General features: G+C 66.5%; 14 protein-coding genes. 10 read left to right on the forward strand and 4 right to left on the reverse strand.

Features of this window, described 5'->3' with window-relative positions:
- Positions 1–90: 90 nt before the first annotated feature.
- The 6 genes from Q8814_RS02455 (at position 91) to Q8814_RS02480 (ending at position 7,264) form a co-directional block, all read left to right on the forward strand.
- A complete protein-coding gene (locus tag Q8814_RS02455; protein WP_330150407.1) occupies positions 91–1,770 on the forward strand; it encodes a 4Fe-4S binding protein in 1,680 nt (559 codons plus the stop codon).
- Between the two features lie 159 nt (positions 1,771–1,929).
- Positions 1,930–2,868 carry a L,D-transpeptidase gene (locus Q8814_RS02460; protein ID WP_330150408.1) on the forward strand — a complete coding sequence of 313 codons (939 nt, stop codon included), beginning with the start codon at positions 1,930–1,932 and terminating at the stop codon, positions 2,866–2,868.
- 108 nt (positions 2,869–2,976) lie between these two features.
- Positions 2,977–3,903, forward strand: coding sequence for a carbohydrate ABC transporter permease (locus Q8814_RS02465; protein WP_330150409.1), 927 nt, complete (start codon positions 2,977–2,979; stop codon positions 3,901–3,903).
- Positions 3,900–4,793, forward strand: coding sequence for a carbohydrate ABC transporter permease (locus Q8814_RS02470; RefSeq protein WP_330150410.1), 894 nt, complete (start codon positions 3,900–3,902; stop codon positions 4,791–4,793). Before Q8814_RS02465 ends, Q8814_RS02470 begins: the two co-directional genes overlap by 4 nt.
- A gap of 32 nt (positions 4,794–4,825) precedes the next feature.
- Positions 4,826–6,154, forward strand: a complete 1,329-nt coding sequence (locus Q8814_RS02475) for an ABC transporter substrate-binding protein (RefSeq protein WP_330150449.1) — start codon at positions 4,826–4,828, stop codon at positions 6,152–6,154.
- A 24-nt stretch (positions 6,155–6,178) separates the two neighbouring features.
- Positions 6,179–7,264 carry an ABC transporter ATP-binding protein gene (locus Q8814_RS02480; protein WP_330150411.1) on the forward strand — a complete coding sequence of 362 codons (1,086 nt, stop codon included), beginning with the start codon at positions 6,179–6,181 and terminating at the stop codon, positions 7,262–7,264.
- 9 nt (positions 7,265–7,273) lie between these two features.
- On the opposite strand, the gene Q8814_RS02485 is transcribed toward Q8814_RS02480, so the two are convergent.
- On the reverse strand, positions 7,274–8,041 hold the full coding sequence (locus Q8814_RS02485; protein ID WP_330150412.1) for a DeoR/GlpR family DNA-binding transcription regulator: 768 nt from the start codon (positions 8,039–8,041) through the stop codon (positions 7,274–7,276).
- Positions 8,042–8,236: 195 nt separating this feature from the next.
- On the opposite strand from Q8814_RS02485, the gene fgd reads away from it, so the two are divergent.
- The 3 genes from fgd (at position 8,237) to Q8814_RS02500 (ending at position 12,612) form a co-directional block, all read left to right on the forward strand.
- Positions 8,237–9,241 carry a glucose-6-phosphate dehydrogenase (coenzyme-F420) gene (fgd, locus tag Q8814_RS02490; protein WP_330150413.1) on the forward strand — a complete coding sequence of 335 codons (1,005 nt, stop codon included), beginning with the start codon at positions 8,237–8,239 and terminating at the stop codon, positions 9,239–9,241.
- An 80-nt stretch (positions 9,242–9,321) separates the two neighbouring features.
- Positions 9,322–11,400: a phosphate acetyltransferase gene (gene pta / locus Q8814_RS02495; RefSeq protein WP_330150414.1), complete on the forward strand. Its 2,079-nt coding sequence runs from the start codon at positions 9,322–9,324 to the stop codon at positions 11,398–11,400.
- A 3-nt stretch (positions 11,401–11,403) separates the two neighbouring features.
- Positions 11,404–12,612, forward strand: coding sequence for an acetate kinase (locus Q8814_RS02500; RefSeq protein ID WP_330150415.1), 1,209 nt, complete (start codon positions 11,404–11,406; stop codon positions 12,610–12,612).
- Positions 12,613–12,662: 50 nt separating this feature from the next.
- On the opposite strand, the gene Q8814_RS02505 is transcribed toward Q8814_RS02500, so the two are convergent.
- The 3 genes from Q8814_RS02505 to Q8814_RS02515 are packed head-to-tail and all read right to left on the reverse strand — an operon-like array spanning position 12,663 to position 17,313.
- The gene (locus Q8814_RS02505) at positions 12,663–14,996 is read right to left on the reverse strand and encodes a serine/threonine-protein kinase (protein ID WP_330150416.1); all 2,334 of its coding nucleotides are present in this window, start codon (positions 14,994–14,996) and stop codon (positions 12,663–12,665) included.
- An 8-nt stretch (positions 14,997–15,004) separates the two neighbouring features.
- Positions 15,005–15,979 (reverse strand): glutamate ABC transporter substrate-binding protein, encoded by a 975-nt coding sequence (locus Q8814_RS02510; protein ID WP_330150417.1) that lies wholly within the window; start codon positions 15,977–15,979, stop codon positions 15,005–15,007.
- Entirely contained in the window at positions 15,976–17,313 is a 1,338-nt protein-coding gene (locus Q8814_RS02515; RefSeq protein WP_330150418.1) for a hypothetical protein, read from the reverse strand. The genes Q8814_RS02510 and Q8814_RS02515 overlap by 4 nt, the downstream gene beginning before the upstream one ends.
- Before the next feature lie 99 nt (positions 17,314–17,412).
- On the opposite strand from Q8814_RS02515, the gene Q8814_RS02520 reads away from it, so the two are divergent.
- The gene (locus Q8814_RS02520; RefSeq protein ID WP_330150419.1) at positions 17,413–18,267 is read left to right on the forward strand and encodes an NUDIX hydrolase; all 855 of its coding nucleotides are present in this window, start codon (positions 17,413–17,415) and stop codon (positions 18,265–18,267) included.
- The last annotated feature ends 60 nt before the right edge of the window (positions 18,268–18,327 follow it).

The raw sequence follows: 18,327 nt of genomic DNA on the forward strand, positions 1-18,327 counted from the left end.
AGAATGTAATTCTCGACCAAGGCTGTAACGTGTTATAGTCTGGGGCTTGCTCGACATACCCCAACCGGCACTCTCAGGCAGGGATCCACAGTGGCTTATGTAATCACCCAGGCATGTTGCAACGACGCCTCCTGCGTCGAGGTATGCCCGGTCAACTGCATACACCCGACGCCCGACGAAGCGCCGTTCGCGACCACCGAGATGCTCTACATCGATCCCGAGACGTGCATCGACTGCGGGGCGTGCGTGGACGAGTGCCCGGTCGACGCGATCGCCGCGGACAACGAACTCACGGTCGCGCAGGAGCCGTACCTCGAGATCAATGCCGCCTATTACGAGCGCTACCCCATCGGACCGGACTGGCCCGAACTGCGCTCTCGGAGAAAGATCCCGGCCGAGCTGGGCACCTTGCGCGTCGCGATCGTCGGTTCCGGACCGGCCGCCTGCTACGCGGCCCTCGACCTCGTCGGGCACTCCTGCGTGCAGGTCGACATCTTCGATCGGCTGCCCACCCCGTTCGGGCTGGTGCGCGCGGGAGTAGCGCCCGACCACCAGAGCACCAAGACCGTCGGAGAACTGTTCCGCAGCGCGATCGGCCACAAGAACACCCAGTGCTGGTTCAACGTCGAGGTCGGCGCCCACCTCACGCACGAGGATCTGCTCGCACACCACCATGCCGTGATCTACGCGGTCGGCGCGGCGAGCGATCGGCGCCTCGGTGTCCCCGGCGAAGACCTGCCCGGCTCGCACGCCGCCACCGAATTCGTCGCCTGGTACAACGGACATCCCGACTTCGCCGACCGGCAGTTCGATCTGTCCGGTGAGCGCGCGGTGATCATCGGCAACGGCAACGTGGCCCTCGACGTCGCGCGTGCCCTCGTCATGGATCCCGAGGACCTGGCCCGCACCGACATCGCCGACCACGCGGTCGAAGCCCTGCGCAATTCGAACATCCGCGAGGTCGTGGTCGTGGGACGACGCGGACCCGCGCAGGCCGCCTACACCAACCCCGAACTGCTCGCCCTGTCGCAGCTCGAGGGTATCGACGTGATCGTCGATCCCGCCGAGGTCGAACTCGACCCGGTCAGCCAGGCCGTTCTCGACGATCCCGAAGTCGCGCCGTGGACCACGCTCAAGGTGCGGCAGGTCGAAGGTTTCGCGGCCGCTACTCCGAACCCGGCGAACAAGCGCATCGTGCTGCGGTACCTCGCGTCACCCGTCGAGATCGGCGGAGACGGCAAGGTCGACTCGATCACGCTCGAACGCAACGAACTCGTCGAGGTGGACGGTCGGCTCGAAGCGCGGCCCACCGGGCAGACCGAAACCCTCGAAACCGGCCTCGTGCTGCGCTCGATCGGCTACCGCGGCACCCCCGTCCCCGACCTTCCGTTCGACGAACGCCGCGGCGTGATCCCCAACAATGCGGGGCGCGTCGTCGACCCCGAGACAGGTGACCCCATTCCGGGTGTGTACACGGCCGGGTGGATCAAACGCGGCCCGAGCGGTGTGATCGGCACCAACAAGCAGTGCTCGGGCGAGACCGTCGAGCAACTCGTCGAAGATTTCGTCGCCGGACGGCTCCCCGAGCCGGTCGCCGACCGCGAGAAGCTGTCCGCGCTCGTCGCCGAGCGCCGGCCGGACTACGTCGACTACCGCGGCTGGCAGCAGATCGACAAGCAGGAAAAGGCGCGCGGCGCGGCCGCCGGACGGTCTCGGGCGAAATTCGTTTCGATCGACGAGTTGCTGGCTGCATCGCGGAAAGAGACATAAGGACTTTCGAAACACTTCTGCCTCTGATCTGCATCTTTGTGCTCGTGAGCCTCACCCGAATTGCTCACGTGCATTTCACGTGTGTCTAATGAGCATGTACGCAGCACCGCAATGGGGGCATACGAAGATGCGGTGCACCGTCGAACGATGGGTTGTGGAATGTTCGAAACGCAGGCATTGACGAGCCGGGGGAAGACCCGACGACGATCCGCGCGAGTGGTCGCCGCACTGGCAGGCGCGGCCGCGGTCGCCCTGTCGATGGCCGGTCCCGCGAGCGCGGCGCCGCTGTGGCCCGGAGGACCGGACGCGCCGAGCGTCGAAGAACTCATCCAGGGATTCGTGCCGCCCACGGGGTCGCAGGCACCAGTCCTGCCTGCTCCGCCGGCGGCAGCAGCCCCGTTCTCCGCACCTTCGGTCAATCCGTCCAGCGGCGAGACGGTGGGCGTCGCGCAGCCGATCATCATCCGCTTCAACGAAGCGGTCGGCGACCGTGCCGCAGCCGAACGCGCCATCGGGATCACCACGCAGCCCCCGGTCGGGGGACACTTCTACTGGGCCTCGAACACCCAGGTGCGGTGGAAGCCGTTCGAATTCTGGCCGGCCCATACGGCCGTGACCGTCAACGCCGGCGGCACCCAGTCGTCTTTCACGGTCGGCGACGCGCTCGTCACGGTCGCGGACAACAACACCAAGACCATCACCGTGACCCGCAACGGTGAGGTCGTGCGGACCATGCCGACGTCGTTCGGCAAGCCGGGTTACGACACCCCCAACGGCACCTACATCGTCGGTGAGCAACTCCGCGACATGTACATGGACTCGTCGACCTACGGTGTCCCGGTCGACTCGCCCGAGGGCTACCGCACCTACGTCGAGTACGCCACCCGGATGTCCAACAGCGGCATCTTCCTCCATGCTGCTCCGTGGTCCGAGTGGGCACAGGGCAACACCAACGTCAGCCACGGCTGCCTCAACGTGAGCACCGCGGACGGCAAGTGGTTCTTCGAGAACGCGAAGAAGGGCGATCCGGTGATCGTGCAGAACACCGCCGGTGGCACTCTCAACGGCTGGGACGGCCTCGGAGACTGGAACCTGTAGTCCTTCCACCTCCCGCAACCGACGCCGGCGCGTATTTCATACAGGAAGTACGCGCCGGCGTCGGTTCGATGTAACCTGCGGTTCGTTCCTGACGTCCACACTGCCGCAGTGCGATCGAGTCCGGAACGAACACTGCCGCAAGCCGGCCGGAGCCTGCGGCTCCGCCCGTGGGGCGACTATGCGCTCTTCGCTGTACTGCTGGGACCGAATCTTGCCCTGCTGATCCTGTTCACCTACCGCCCGTTGGTGGACAACATACGGCTCTCCTTCTTCGAGTGGAACATTTCGAATCCCACGTCGACATTCGTGGGCTTCGACAACTACCGCGAGTGGTGGGATCGCTCCGACAGTTGGCAGATCGTCGGCAACACGGTCGTATTCACCGTCGCGGCCGTCGTCGGATCGATGGTGATCGGTCTCGGACTTGCTCTGCTGTTGGACCGAAAGCTCCTGGGCCGCAATCTGGTCCGTTCCACCCTCTTCGCGCCGTTCGTCATCTCGGGTGCTGCCGTCGGCGTCGCATTCCAGTTCGTCTTCGATCCGAACTTCGGTCTGGTGCAGGACCTTCTGGATCGAATCGGGATCGCCGCCCCGAACTTCTACCAGGATCCCACGTGGGCGCTGGTGATGGTCACCGTCACCTACATGTGGAAGAACCTGGGCTACACCTTCGTCATCTATCTCGCGGCCCTGCAGGCACTGCGCCCGGAGCTGAGCGAAGCCGCTGCCATCGACGGCGCCTCCGGCGCAACGACATTCCGCCGCGTGATCTTGCCGCAACTGCGGCCCACGACATTCTTCCTGTCGATCACGGTGCTGCTCAATTCGTTCCAGGTGTTCGACATGATCAATGTGATGACGCGTGGAGGTCCCCTCGGCACCGGCACGACCACGATGGTCTACCAGATCTACGACGAATCGTTCCGGAACTTCCGCGCGGGCTACGGCGCGACCGTCGCCACCATCATGTTCGTGGTGCTGCTCGCGGTGACCGTGTATCAGGTGCGCATCATGGACGGGGGCGACAAACGATGACCGCTGTCGCGGACAAGCCGGTCGTTCACACCGAACCGGTGCCGCCCGAAACCCGGCACCATCGCCGGCGCGAACGTACCGTGACGGTGCTCGCCTACGCGGCGATGGTGTGCGTGCTGCTGATCGTCGCGTTGCCCCTGTACTGGATCGTGGTGACGTCGTTGAAGGAACGCCCCGACATCTACACGATCCCGGTGACCTGGTGGCCGAGCGTGTTTCATCCGCAGAATTACTCCGAAGCCGTCGAATCGGTGGCCTTCGGTATGTTCCTGCGCAACTCGGTGATCATCACGACCGTGCTGGCGAGCGTGAAATTCGTGCTCGGGGTGCTCAGCGCCTACGGGCTGGTGTTCCTGCGTTTCCCGGGCAAGAACCTGGTATTTCTCGTAATCATCGCTGCGCTGATGGTGCCCAACCAGATCACCGTCATCTCCAATTACGCGCTCGTTTCGGAGTGGGGTTGGCGCAATCCTTTTCAAGGAATCATCGTGCCGCTGGCAGGCGTCGCGTTCGGTACCTTCCTGATGCGCAACCACTTCCTGTCGATTCCTGCGGAGATCATCGAGGCGGCGCGCATGGACGGCGCCGGACCGTTCCGGTTGCTGTGGCGGGTGGTGCTTCCGGTCTCGGGGCCGACGATGGTCGCCTTCGCGCTCATCACGGTGGTCAACGAATGGAACGAATACCTGTGGCCGTTCCTGATGGCGGACGACGCATCGGTGGCGCCGCTGCCGATCGGGCTGACGCTGCTGCAGAACAACGACGGTGTCACCAATTGGGGGCCCGTGATGGCAGGCACCGTGCTGACGATGCTGCCGATCCTCGCAATTTTTCTTCTCCTGCAACGTCACATGATCAAGGGCCTCACCTCCGGTGCGGTCAAAGGCTGAATTCTCAAGGGAGCTCGGGAATGGGTATCGACATCAACAACCTCGACAGGCGCGGCTTCCTGGGGCTGGCGGGACTCGTGGCCGCGGGTGCGGCCCTCACCGCATGCGCCGGCACCGGCGGCGGCAGTTCGACCGGCGCCTCGGGAACGTCCGCGGCGTCCGGCGACGCGAGCACCATCAACTTCTGGTCCAATCACCCCGGCAAATCCATGGACCTCGAGAAGGAACTGATTTCCCGGTTCCAGGCGCAGTATCCGGATCTGACCGTCAATCTCATCGACGGTGGCAAGAACTACGAGGAAGTCTCGCAGAAGTTCAACGCGGCGCTGTCGGGCGGCGACCTGCCGGACGTCGTCGTACTGTCCGACGTGTGGTGGTTCAACTACGCGATCACCGGTGCCATCACCCCGCTCGACCAGCTCTTCACCGAGGTGGGTGTCGACACAGGCGACTACGTCGATTCGCTGCTCGCCGACTACCGCTACGAGGATCGGCACTTCGCGCTCCCGTACGCGCGCTCGACGCCCCTGTTCTACTACAACAAGCAGGTGTGGGAGCAGGCCGGTCTGCCCGACCGCGGGCCCGAATCGTGGCAGGAGTTCGACGAGTGGGGTCCGCGCATCCAGCAGGTCGTCGGCGACGGCAAATTCGCACACGGGTGGGGCAATGCGAAGGACTACCTCGGCTGGACATTCGAGGGCCCGATCTGGACGTTCGGTGGTGGCTACTCGAATGAGTGGGCACTGAAGTTCTCGGACGAAAAGACCATTGCGGCAGGACAATTCCTCAAGGATATGATCCACACCAAGAAGTACGCGGCCGTCTCCAGCGATATCGCCAACGACTTCGCGGCCGGGCTCATCGGCTCCACCATCGCCTCCACCGGCGACCTCTCCGGCATCAGCAGCAATGCAACGTTCGAGTTCGGCACCGCGTTCCTGCCCGCGCCCGACGGTGTACCCGGATGCCCCACGGGCGGAGCGGGTCTGGCGATTCCCGCGAACATCTCGGATGAGCGCAAGCGCAACGCCCTGAAGTTCGTCGACTTCATCACCAACGGCGACAACACCGCGTACTTCTCGCAGAACACCGGGTACATGCCGGTCCGCAAGTCCGCGGTCGAGACTGCCGACATGAAGAAGTATCTCGACGAGAACCCGAACGCACGTACCGCCGTCGATCAGCTCGCAGTGACCAGGTCGCAAGACTACGCGCGCGTGTTCGTGCCCGGTGGCGACCAGATCATCGGCACCGGTCTCGAACGGATCGCGCTGCAGAACGCGGACGTTGCCACAACCTTCGCCGATGTGCAGCAACAGCTTCAGCGGGTCATCGACCGTCAGATCACACCGAACCTGTAAACGACCGCAGTCGGAGGACAAACAGTGGCTCAGATCAGCTTCCGGAACGTCACCCATCGTTACCCGGGGACGGACCGGCCGGCCGTGGACCGGCTCGAACTGGATATCGCCGACGGCGAGTTCCTGGTTCTGGTCGGTCCGTCCGGATGTGGCAAGTCGACGAGCCTGCGGATGCTCGCCGGTCTCGAGGCGGTCGATTCCGGCCGCGTCGAGATCGGCGGGCGCGACGTGACCGGCGTGCCGCCCAAGGCCCGGGACGTGGCAATGGTCTTCCAGAACTACGCGCTGTATCCGAACATGACCGTCGCCGAGAACATGGCGTTCGCGCTGCAGAACGCGGGGATGAAGAAGCCGGAACGTACGCGACGGGTGCTCGAGGCGGCTCGCATGCTCGAGCTCGAACCGCTTCTGGACCGTAAGCCCGGAAAGCTGTCGGGTGGGCAGCGCCAGCGAGTCGCGATGGGGCGGGCGATCGTGCGGGATCCGGCGGTGTTCTGCATGGACGAACCGCTGTCGAATCTCGATGCCAAGCTGCGTGTGAGCACCCGAGCTCAAATCGCCGAACTGCAGCGGCGCCTGGGCACGACCACCGTGTACGTCACCCACGATCAGGTCGAGGCGATGACGATGGGCGATCGGGTCGCGGTGCTCGACGGGGGCCGCCTGCAGCAGGTGGCGTCTCCGCGCCGGTTGTACGACGATCCGGTCAACACCTTCGTCGCGGGATTCGTGGGGTCACCGGGTATGAATCTGATCGAAGTGCCGGTGGAGGAGGGATCCGTGCGACTCGGCGCCCTGCGTGTGCCCGTGCCGCGGTCGGTCGACGAGAACAGGGTAGTCGTCGGTGTCCGTCCGGAATCGTGGGTTCCGGTGGGCGCGTGGCGCTCCGGGGCGTGGACGGTGCGGGCAGAACTCGTGGAAGAACTGGGAGCGGAGTCCTTCGTGTACGCGGTGCCCGCGGACCCCGCCGAGCGTCCGGCGACCGGGAGGGTGGTGGTGCGGTGGGATCGTCGCGCTCCCGTGAAGTCCGGGGAAGAGATTCATCTGATCCCGAAGTCGGATGAGGTGTACTTCTTCTCCGCTGCGACGGGACGCCGGATCCGGTCGTGAACCGGTCTCTCATGAACCGTCCGGGTCTGCGACGACGAGTTTGTCTCCGTACAACCCGCGTTGGTCTTCGTCGAGGTTCGCATCGGTGACGATCGAGTCGACCTCCTCGATCGTCGCGACCTTGGCGAGTGTGCGGTGTCCGAACTTGGAGTGATCCGCGACGACGACGGTTCGGGCGGCGGCGTCGATCAGGGCACGCTTGATCGGCACCTCGAGGGTGTTGGTGTTGGTGATGCCCGCGACCGGGTCGATGGCGTCGGCGCCGAGAAACGCCCATTCGGCGGAATAGTGCGACATGAACCGCACCGCATGTTCCCCGATGAGGGTGTACACCGACCCGAGGAGTTCGCCGCCGGAGACGAGAAGACGCACATCGGGAAATGCCGCCACGAACTTGGCGATGCGCAGGTCGTTCGTGAGGATCGTCAGCGACGACCTGTGCCGCAGAGCTACCGCGACCTCGTAGGTGGTCGAGCCGCTGTCGAGGATGACGCTGTCGCCGTCTGCCACCAGCGCGGCCGCCGCTGTCGCGATCGCGGTCTTCTCGTGCCGGCGCACTTCCTTCTTGAGGGCGTAGGGAACCTCGAAGGTGGCTCCGTCGACGGGCCGCGCACCGCCGTGCGTGCGTTCGATCTTGCCCTCGCGGGCCATGGCGTCGAGGTCGCGCCGGATGGTCGACGTGTCGACGCCGAGATCGCTGGACAGCGTCTTCGCATCGACGTATCCGTCGGCATGCAGTCGATGGAAGATCTCACGTCGCCGTGCACTCGCGGACACGAATTCTCCTCGGGGCTGTGCGTCTCGGACTGCGCGTCGGGTGGGCGCAGTGAACGACCATAACGCACTTGGTAATTCACCATTGCTCATATATTGACACATACGAGCATATCTGTGCATGATTTCGAGCAGGATATGCGCGAATTCGTGCATTGATCGAGAAGCTTCGCTAAACGACGTTTGTTCGGAGGTCACATGCTGAAGTTGGGATACAAGGCGTCGGCGGAGCAGTTCGGGCCGCGGGAGCTGGTGGAGCTCGGGGTGCTGGCCGAGGCGCACGGGATGGATTCGGCGACGGTGTCGGATCATTTCCAGCCGTGGCGGCACACCGGTGGGCATGCGCCGTTCTCGCTGGCGTGGATGACCGCGGTCGGGGAACGCACCCGGCGGTTGCAGTTGGGGACCTCGGTGTTGACCCCGACGTTCCGGTACAACCCGGCGGTGATCGCGCAGGCGTTCGCGACGATGGGTTGTCTGTATCCGGGGCGGGTGTTTCTGGGGGTGGGCACCGGGGAGGCGCTCAACGAGATCGCCACCGGGTATGCGGGGCAGTGGCCGGAGTTCAAGGAGCGGTTCGCGCGGTTGCGGGAGTCGGTGGCGTTGATGCGGCAGTTGTGGGGTGGGGATCGGGTCGATTTCGAGGGGGAGTACTACAGCACGAGGGGGGCGTCGATCTACGACGTGCCCGAGGCCGGGATTCCGGTGTACATCGCGGCCGGGGGGCCGGTGGTGGCGCGGTATGCGGGCCGGGCCGGGGACGGGTTCATCTGCACGTCGGGTAAGGGGATGGAGCTCTATACCGGCAAGTTGCTGCCGGCTGTGGCCGAGGGGGCGGGTAAGGCCGGGCGGGATGTGGGGCAGATCGACAAGATGATCGAGATCAAGATTTCTTACGATACGGATCCGGAGCGGGCGTTGGAGAATACGCGGTTCTGGGCGCCGCTCTCGCTGACGGCGGAGCAGAAGCACAGTATCGAGGATCCGATGGAGATGGAGGCGGCGGCCGATGCGTTGCCGATCGAGCAGGTCGCCAAGCGGTGGATCGTGGCGTCGGATCCGGACGAGGCGGTCGAGCAGGTGCGGGCGTATGTGGAGGCGGGGCTGACTCATCTGGTGTTCCATGCGCCGGGTCATGATCAGAAGCGTTTTCTGGAGTTGTTCGAGCGGGATCTGGCGCCGCGCCTGCGCGCCCTGGCCTGAGCGGCATACCGCATCCCGGCGTGACGTGGATCGGGCGGGGCGCCCCTCGCGCCGGGGCGCCCCGCATTATGGTGGCATCCATGAGCGTTGCTGCAGGGTCCGTGTCGAGCATCTACATCGCAGCCCCCGAGGGCGACACCGGAAAATCGACCGTCGCGCTGGGCGTACTGCAGATGCTGTGCGCGTCCACGGCGCGCGTCGGGGTGTTCCGTCCCATCGCCCGCTCCGACAGCGCCACCGACTACATCCTCGAACTCCTGCTCGAGCACACCACCGCCGAACTCGACTACGAGGACTGCATCGGCGTCACCTACGACGACGTACACACCGACCCCGACGCCGCATTGAGTGACATCGTCACCAAGTATCACGCCGTGGCGGACCGATGCGATGCCGTCGTCGTGGTCGGAAGCGACTACACCGAGATCGCGAACCCCAGCGAACTGTCGTACAACGCCAGGATCGCCGCGAATCTCGACTCCCCGGTGCTGCTCGTGCTCCGGGGGTCGCGCCGCACACCCGAGGAGATCGCACAGCTCGCCGCTGTGTGCGCGAGTGAACTCGCCGGTCAGCACGCCCACCTCAGCGCGGTGGCCGTGAACCGCTGCAACCCCGAGATGCTCGACGATGTCACGGCCGCGCTCGCCGACCGGAACGAGCCGGTGTGGGCACTGCCGGAGGTGCCCGCTCTGGTGGCGCCGACGATGGCGGAACTGCAGACGGCGATCAAGGGTGGGCTCTACAGCGGTGATCCCGATCTGCTGCAACGCGAAGCGCTGCGCATCATGGTCGGTGGTATGACCGCCGAGCGCATTCTCGAACGACTCACCGAAGGTGTGGTGGTGATCGTGCCCGCCGACCGGACCGACGTACTTCTTGCGCTCGTCAATGCCAATGCAGCCGAGGGATTTCCGACGCTCGCCGGCATCATCATGAACGGTGGCCTGCTGCCGCACCCGGCTGTCGCGCAACTTGTCGCGGGGCTCAAACCGAGCCTGCCTATCCTCACCACCGATCTCGGTACCTTCGACACCGCGTCGGCGGCCGACCGTACACGAGGGCGGATGAGCCTCGGGGCGCACCGCAAGATCGACACCGCCCTCGCGCTGATTGAGCAACGGGTCGACGCACCGACGCTGCTCGAACGGTTACGGCTGCCGCGACCGTTGGTGACGACACCGCAGATGTTCGAATACCAGCTGGTGGACCGCGCTCGGGCGGAGCGACGGCACATCGTGCTGCCGGAGGGAGACGACGATCGGATCCTGCGCGCAGCGGGACGCGTGCTGCAGCGGAGTATCGCGGACCTGACCATCCTCGGCGACGAGACGGCAATCCGCCGCCGTGCCTCACAGCTCGGTGTGGATCTGTCGGCCGCGCGGATCTCCGATCCCCGCAAGTCGGCGTACACCGCCACCTTCGCGGAGGAATACGCGAAGTTGCGTGCCCACAAGGGAATGACACTCGATCGGGCACGCGAAATCATGAGCGACATCTCATATTTCGCAACGATGATGGTCCACCTCGGAATCGCCGACGGCATGGTGTCGGGCGCCGCGCACACCACCGCGCACACCATCCGGCCGTCCCTCGAGATCGTCAAGACCCAACCCGGAGTCTCGACGGTGTCGAGCATCTTCCTCATGTGCCTGTCCGACCGGGTCCTCGCCTACGGTGACTGTGCTGTGGTGCCGGATCCTACGGCCGAGCAGCTCGCCGACATCGCGATCTCCTCCGCTGCCACGGCGGCGCGGTTCGGCATCGAACCGCGTATCGCGATGCTCTCGTACTCGACCGGTGAATCCGGGTCCGGGGCGGACGTCGAAAAGGTCAGGGCCGCCACGGCCCTTGTCCGCGAACGACGCCCGGATCTGCCGGTAGAAGGACCGATCCAGTACGACGCTGCGATCGAACCCTCTGTTGCCAGCACGAAGATGCCGGATTCGGAGGTGGCGGGACGCGCGACGGTGTTCATCTTCCCGGACCTGAACACGGGCAACAACACCTACAAGGCCGTCCAGCGAAGCGCCGGTGCGGTCGCGGTCGGCCCTGTCCTGCAGGGGTTGAACAAGCCCGTCAACGATCTGTCCCGCGGCGCCCTCGTCGAGGACATTGTCAACACGGTGGCGATCACCGCGATCCAGGCACAGGAGGATTGAGTTGTGAACGTCCCGAATCCGGCTACTGCCGGCACCGTCCTGGTCCTCAACTCGGGTTCGTCGTCGATCAAGTTCCAGTTGCTCGACCCGAAGGCCGGGGAGTCGGTGGCGCACGGTCTGATCGAGCGGATCGGCGAGACCGAGGGCCGGATCGTGTTCCACCACACCACCGGAACAGACGAGCACGTCGGAGCGATCCCCGATCACCGGTCCGGGCTGCGCAAGGTACTCGAAATGCTCGAGGGGCTCGGACGACCGCTGCTCGAGGTGGGGATCATCGCGGTCGGACATCGACTGGTGCACGGTGGCGACGTCTTCCACGAGCCCACCCTCATCGACGACGAAGTGGTCAAGACCGTCTCCGATCTGTCCGTCCTTGCGCCCCTCCACAATCCGGCGAATGTGGTCGGCATGGAAGTCGCCCGTGAGGAACTGCCGGACGTGCCGCATGTCGGAGTGTTCGACACGGCGTTCTTCCACACGCTGCCCGCGGCGGCCGCCACCTACGCGATCGACCGGGACATCGCGCGCGAACACCGCATCCGCCGTTACGGTTTCCACGGCACGTCCCACGAATACGTCTCGGGCCGTGCCGCGGAGTTCCTCGGCCGGGACATTCGCGAGCTCAATCAGGTGGTGCTGCATCTCGGAAACGGGGCGTCGGCATCCGCGATCGCCGGTGGGCGTCCCGTGGACACGTCGATGGGACTCACCCCCCTCGAAGGCCTTGTGATGGGAACCCGTTGCGGTGACATCGATCCGGGGGTGCTGATGCATCTCAATCGCGCGGCCGGAATGGATGTCGACGCGATCGACGAGGTGCTCAACCGCCGGTCGGGGCTCAAGGGCATGTCGGGGGTCAACGATTTCCGCGCACTGCTGGAGTTGATCGCCGGCGGGGACGACGACGCGAAGCTCGCTTACGACGTGTACGTGCACCGACTGCGCAAGTACATCGGGGCGTATCTCGTCGAACTCGGCGGTATCGACACCATCGTCTTCACCGGCGGCGTGGGGGAGAACAACGTCGACGTGCGTCGTGATGCCCTCGCGGGCCTCGGTCGCCTCGGGATCGTCGTCGATCCGGAACGTAACGAGGCGTCGGGCAGGGGCGAGCGCCGCATTTCGTCCGATGACTCGGAGGTCGAGGTCCTGGTGATCCCGACCAACGAGGAACTCGCGATCGCCCGCGCTGCAGCCGAATTCGCGTAGCGGGCCGTGGCCGGGCCGGGTCGGCGAGCAGGCTCTCCGGCAACAGCGCCCTACATGATGCTGCGGGGACGGATCGCGTTCGCGAGGTCCACGAGGGTGTAGCGATGCGTGCGCGCAGGGGCGCTGCGGGCAAGGGCGCGCAGGGCGCTCTCGGTGCCGCAACGCAGGCCCTTCTCCGTGAACGGCGTGTCGAGAATCCGGTCGTGCTGACGGTGGGACGTGTTGCCCGCGTGTATCCATTCGAGGGCGGTGGCGAGCACCATCGCGCGCATCTGCGGTGCCCTGCCCTCGTCGGGAGGAAGTAGGGAAACCCGTCGGGCCGCTTCACGCAGGTCGGCCTCGGTGACGTCGTCGACCTGCCCATTGCGCATGAGGAGCAGTGCGCTCGTCATGGTGGCGGCGCTGTGGTGGCGGGACGACGGCGGAACCTGATCGAGGATCGTGACCGCGGCAGCGTGCTCGCCGCGCTCGGCGAGTCGTCGAGCGAGCCCGAACGCGGCCGAGACGATCGTATGGTCGGTGCGCCAGACGGTGCGGTAACAGCTTTCGCAGAACTCGCACCACGCCGTGGGGTCGTCGCTCTCCCAGTGCTGGAGGATCAGCTCCGCGGTCGCGCCGAGCGCCAGCTTCGGCGCGGTCTCGCCGGGCAGCGCTTGGAGAACCCTCTCGAATCTCGCGAACGCAGCCTCGTACTCCTCCTGCAGCAGCGACGACAGTCCCGAGTACCAGTCGATTCTCCAGTCCGGACCGATGTCGCTCTGGAGGTGAGCGAGGATCTCGGCTGCCTTCTCGCCCTGGCCGAGGTCGAGGTGCGCTCGAACCTCGGCGAGCGTGATCTCCCGGGAGAGCGACACGTCCGAGGCGCCCACCATGCGTTCGATGCCGCTCTCGCGGGCGTGCCGCAGCGAGTCGAGAGTCTGCTGGGGTTCGCTGTGCACTGCGGCGGCAAGCAGGGCGGCACTCGGATCGTTGGGGTCGACAAGCGGAACGGGCAGCGCCGCAGCGACATCGCGCGGAGACAGTTTGTCGTCGCGTTCCTTGCCGTCCGCGAGGACGTCGGTTTGCGCGATCGCTTCGTCGGTGCCGAAGGTGGTTCGCTGGGGGCTGAACATCTGCGACAGGCCCGGATGCTCGCCGCCCGTCTGCTGGGACAGGATCTCGCGCAACACGCCGGTCAGCTGCGCGGACATTTCCTCGGCGGACGAGAATCGTTGGGAAGAATCAGGATTCGTGGCCCGCAGGAGAATGCGATGGAACGAGTCGTATTCGGTCAGGAGCGGTGCCTGCGTGGGGGTCGGCAGGCCGTCGAGATAGCGGCCCTTGTCCGACGGCATGTCGAGTGTGAGCACCGCGAGGGTGCGCCCGACGGTGTAGATGTCGCTCGCGATGGTCGGGCCGGTCCGACCGATTTCCGGTGCCTGATAACCGGGTGTGCCGTACAGATATCCGTAGTCCTCGATGCCCGAGACCGCGCCGAGATCGATGAGCTTGACCTGCTCGTCGGTCAGCATGATGTTCTCGGGTTTGAAATCGTTGTAGACCAGCCCGATTTCGTGAAGGTATTCGAGGGCCGGCAGCACCTCGAGCACGTAGGCGATGGCCTGCTCGACGGGCATGCGCTTCGGTGCGCACGTGGCGAGCACCTCGCGGAGCGAGTGGCCGCCGACATACTCCATGACGATGTAGCCCATCGGCGTGCCGTCGGGGCGCGGGTGCTCGACGAAGTTGTAGATCCGGACGATGCTCGGATAACTCACTTCGGCCAGGAACTGCCGTTCGGCGACCGCGACTGCCTGCGCCTCCGCGTCGCCGGAATGGAGCAGACCCTTGAGGACGACCCAACGATCGCTGACGTTGCGGTCGATGGCCAGATAGATCCAGCCGAGCCCGCCGTGCGCGAGACAGCCCTGCACCTCGTACTGCCCGGCGACGAGATCGCCGCGCTGCAGGATCGGTGTGAACTCGTACCCCGTGCCGCAGTGCGGACAGGCACCCGACGTCGGTGACGGCCCGCTCGCGGTGCTGCGCCCCACGGGTTCGCCGCACTTCCAGCAGAAGCGTTTGCCTTCCGCGACGTGCGGATCGCGGAGCACGACACTGGTCGGGTCGACGGGTGCGGGAACGGGCACGTCCACCAGCCCCGCGATGCGGCGTCGCAGCGCACCGCGCGGACGTGAGCGTCGGCCTGTCGAACGTTGCGACGGCGTGCTGGTCGAGACGATCGCGCGCTGTGTGGCGGGCGGCGTCGACCGTTCCGGCGCGGCGCGCCGGGTGGCCGGGCCGCTGTCACCTCGCGGGGCGGCCGGGTCGCTGCCACTGCGTTGCGTGGCCGGGCCGCTGTCGGTCTCCTCGCGATGACCGTCGGGGGTGCCGGTGCCGGACATGGTTTTCCTCAATCCACGTACGTCGGGGCCGGCGGGGAGGGTGCGGGGCCCAGGACGGTCAGATACCGGTTGTACAGTCCCGTCCACGTACCGTCGCGCCGGATCCGTTCCAGGGTACCGTTGACGAACCGCACCAGATCGTCGTTGCCGCGGGTGATTCCGATGCCGTACGGCTCCGAACCCAATGAACCACCGACCAATTCGAGATAGGGATCCTGCGAGGCCAGACCCGCGAGAATGGTGTCGTCGGTGCTGACCGCGTCGACCTGGCGCTGCTGCAGCACGACCAGGCAGTCGGCCCACGACGGAACCGTCAGGATCGACGCCGACGGCTGCACCCTCCGCATGCGTCCGAGCGAGGTGGTCCCGTCCACGATGCACACCCGCCGGCCGGCGAGGTCGGCGACACCGCGGATGTCGGATCCCCGGACCACGAGCACCCGCTGGTGGGCACGGAAGTACACGGCGGAGAAGTCGACGCGTTCGCGGCGCGCGCACGTGATGCTCATGGTCTTGGCGACGATGTCGACGGTGGAGTTCTGCAGCGCCTGCTCGCGCTCGGCCGAACTGAGGATGCGGTACTCGACGAGATCGGGGGAGCCGAGCAGATCGCGCGCGATCTCCCGGGCGATGTCGGCGTCGAAACCGGCGATGCGGCCGGTCGCCGGGTCGCGGAAACTCATGAGGTTGCTGCCGGTGTCCAGTCCGACGAGGAGGCGGCCCCGTGCGCGGATCACGTCCAGGACCGGCCCCGAGGTGGTGCCGTCGGGTCGCAGGCTCGCGGTGGGGTCGTCGCAGTCCTGAGCCGGGGCCGTCGCCGTGGGAGACGGGGCGATGACGGCTTCCTCGGGTAGCGGCAGCGTGATCGGCGACGATTCGTCCACCGTGTCGCGGGTGGGTACCTCTGCGGTGCAGCCCGCGGCCAGGGTCGCCGCGGTACACAGCACCACGAGCAGGGTCCGCAGCCGCCGTCGCGCGCTCATCGATACTCCCTCAGTCGGGGGATGAGCCCGCCCCAGAGACTCACCAGCGACAGACCCAGCAGCGTCCACAGCATCGGTTCGAGACCCGAGAGCGTACGTGAGGCCCGGAACTCGTTGTCGCGCAGTTCGGCCCGGGTTTCGTCGATGCCCTCACCGAGTGCCTGGTCCAACGCCGCGAACTGTGCGGTGGCTTCGTCCGGGCCGGGACCTGTCGCGAGGACGGCCGCCGCGGTGTAGTCGCCGCGGTCGAGCGCCGCCACGGTTCGCGCATGCGCATTGATCCACGCCTCTCGTGCCGCTACGGCCTGCGCGACCGGTTCGGTGGCAACCTCGACGCCGTCCCGGGTGTACCGGTCGAGCAGCTCGCCGAGGCGGGTCATGGTCTCGGCGAACGCACCGTCGTACGCACCGGTCGCGTCGCGGCGTGCGAGGAGCAGTGTTTCGGCGGTGCGGGACTGCTGCGCGAGGATCCGGCTTTCGGTGAGGGACGCGAGCGGCTCGGCGCCTTGCTCGATGGCACGCTGGGTCGCGCTCGACGACACCAACCCGGCGACGAGCAACCAGCCCAGCGACAGCCCGGTCGCGGCGATGGCCAGGATCAGTCCCGGGTTGAACGTGCGCCGGCTCTTCCGGCTGACGACCACGTGTCCGGCGGCCAGCGCGGCGACCGTCACGAGCAGCAGGGCGATCGCCTGCCAGGGTGGTGCCACCGCGGCGCGCTGTGTCGATTCGACGTTTTCCACTCCGGCCGTGTGCAGTTCCTGCGCCGCCGGCAGCAGCGAGGACTGCATCAGGTGCGACGCTTCGCTCAGGTATGCGGCGCCGACCGGGTTGCCGATGCGGTTGTTGGTGCGTGCCGTCTCGATCAGACCTGTGTAGACGGGCAGCATCCGCGCGATCTCCGTGACGTTCCGGGTGCTGGGCCGGTCGCCCGCGGCGAGGCCCGCGGCTGCGGCTACCAGGTGATCCGAGGTTTCGCCGATCGCCTGAATGTAGCGGTCGCGGACGGACTCCGGTTCGATGCCGCCCGAGATGAAACCGGTCACCGCTGCAGCGTCGGCCACCGACAGGACGCTGTACAGATTCTGGGCCGCGTTGGCGAGGGGTTCGGTGGTGGAGAGCAACCGGTCGTGGGTGGCCTTGCGGGTGCTCACCATGTCGGCGGACACCACCACCGAGACGATGAGCAGTACCGACAGCAACACGCCGAGCGCGATGATCCGGGCGGGGGTGGACTGCAGTGTGCGGCGCAATTCATCGGTGGGCTCGCCCTGCCGGACCGAATCGCCGGTAGTCTGGCTGCGGCTGCCGATCAGGTCGATCGGAGGGGTCACGCGCACAGTTTCCGCACCCCTTTCACACGACACTCCTTCCGGGAGCATATAAGCAGTACGGCGGTATTGTTGCCGTCCACGGACGGAGAGGCGGACGCGATGCGTGGTGACGGGGACGGCTGGGCGCTCGGGCCCGACGGTGATCGACGGTGGGGCGTGCACGGTGCGGCCGGATTGCTCCTGCGTGCGCCCCTTCCGGACGGCACACCCGCCGTGCTGCTGCAGCACCGTGCGGCCTGGAGCCACCAGGGCGGCACCTGGGCACTTCCGGGCGGCGCCCGCGACAGCCACGAAAGCACGGTCGACGCGGCGGTGCGCGAGGCGCACGAGGAAACCGGAATCGACATCGCGGCGGTGTCCGTCCGCGCCGAGCGGGTCACGTCGGGGGCCACCGGCGGCTGGACCTACACGACAGTGATCGCCGATACGAGGACGCCACTCGGCACGACCCCGAACGGGGAAAGCACCGAACTGCGCTGGGTGGCCGAGGCCGATGTCGAAACGATGCCGCTGCACGCCGGTTTCGCCGAGGCCTGGCCGGCGCTGCGGACCCGTTCGGTCCGGATGCTGCTGGACACCGCCAACGTGCTCGGGGCGAGTGGCCCCACCGGCTGGTGGCGCGACCGTCCCGGCGCGACCAGCGTGTTGCTGGCGGATCTCGCGAAGGTGCTACCCCGCACCGTGGACCTGCCCGGCGGAGTGTTCGGCTGGGTGGCGCGGCTCGAGGCCGTGCTGGAAGGGCACGCGCGCGATGCCGCCGTCGACGACGCCCGCATTCCCGTGCACACCGCCGACGGCAGCGGCGACGACGAGCTCGCACGACTCGCGTCGAGCACCGCAACCGCCGTCGATCCGGCGGTGACCGTGGTGGTCACTGCCGACCGCGGGCTGCGCGAGCGGCTGCCGCAGCACACGGTCGCGCTGTCGCCGTCGACGGTGCTGGGATGGCTGTAGGCGACTCGACGTCGGCAACCCGTTTGCGACCCGGTCGGTGCGGCGGCGTCGAGGGAACCG

The organism is Rhodococcus chondri (genome assembly GCF_036327435.1).
In the GTDB taxonomy this organism is placed as follows: Bacteria; Actinomycetota; Actinomycetes; order Mycobacteriales; family Mycobacteriaceae; genus Rhodococcus; species Rhodococcus chondri.

What these genes read in the sequence shown, in the direction of transcription:
- fgd (WP_330150413.1), top strand. Translation starts at nt 8,237, where the DNA reads ATGCTGAAGTTGGGATACAAGGCGTCGGCGGAGCAGTTCGGGCCGCGG.
- pta (WP_330150414.1), top strand. Translation starts at nt 9,322, where the DNA reads ATGAGCGTTGCTGCAGGGTCCGTGTCGAGCATCTACATCGCAGCCCCC.
- Q8814_RS02470 (WP_330150410.1), top strand. Translation starts at nt 3,900, where the DNA reads ATGACCGCTGTCGCGGACAAGCCGGTCGTTCACACCGAACCGGTGCCG.
- Q8814_RS02505 (WP_330150416.1), bottom strand. Translation starts at nt 14,996, where the DNA reads ATGTCCGGCACCGGCACCCCCGACGGTCATCGCGAGGAGACCGACAGC.
- Q8814_RS02520 (WP_330150419.1), top strand. Translation starts at nt 17,413, where the DNA reads ATGCGTGGTGACGGGGACGGCTGGGCGCTCGGGCCCGACGGTGATCGA.
- Q8814_RS02510 (WP_330150417.1), bottom strand. Translation starts at nt 15,979, where the DNA reads ATGAGCGCGCGACGGCGGCTGCGGACCCTGCTCGTGGTGCTGTGTACC.
- Q8814_RS02460 (WP_330150408.1), top strand. Translation starts at nt 1,930, where the DNA reads ATGTTCGAAACGCAGGCATTGACGAGCCGGGGGAAGACCCGACGACGA.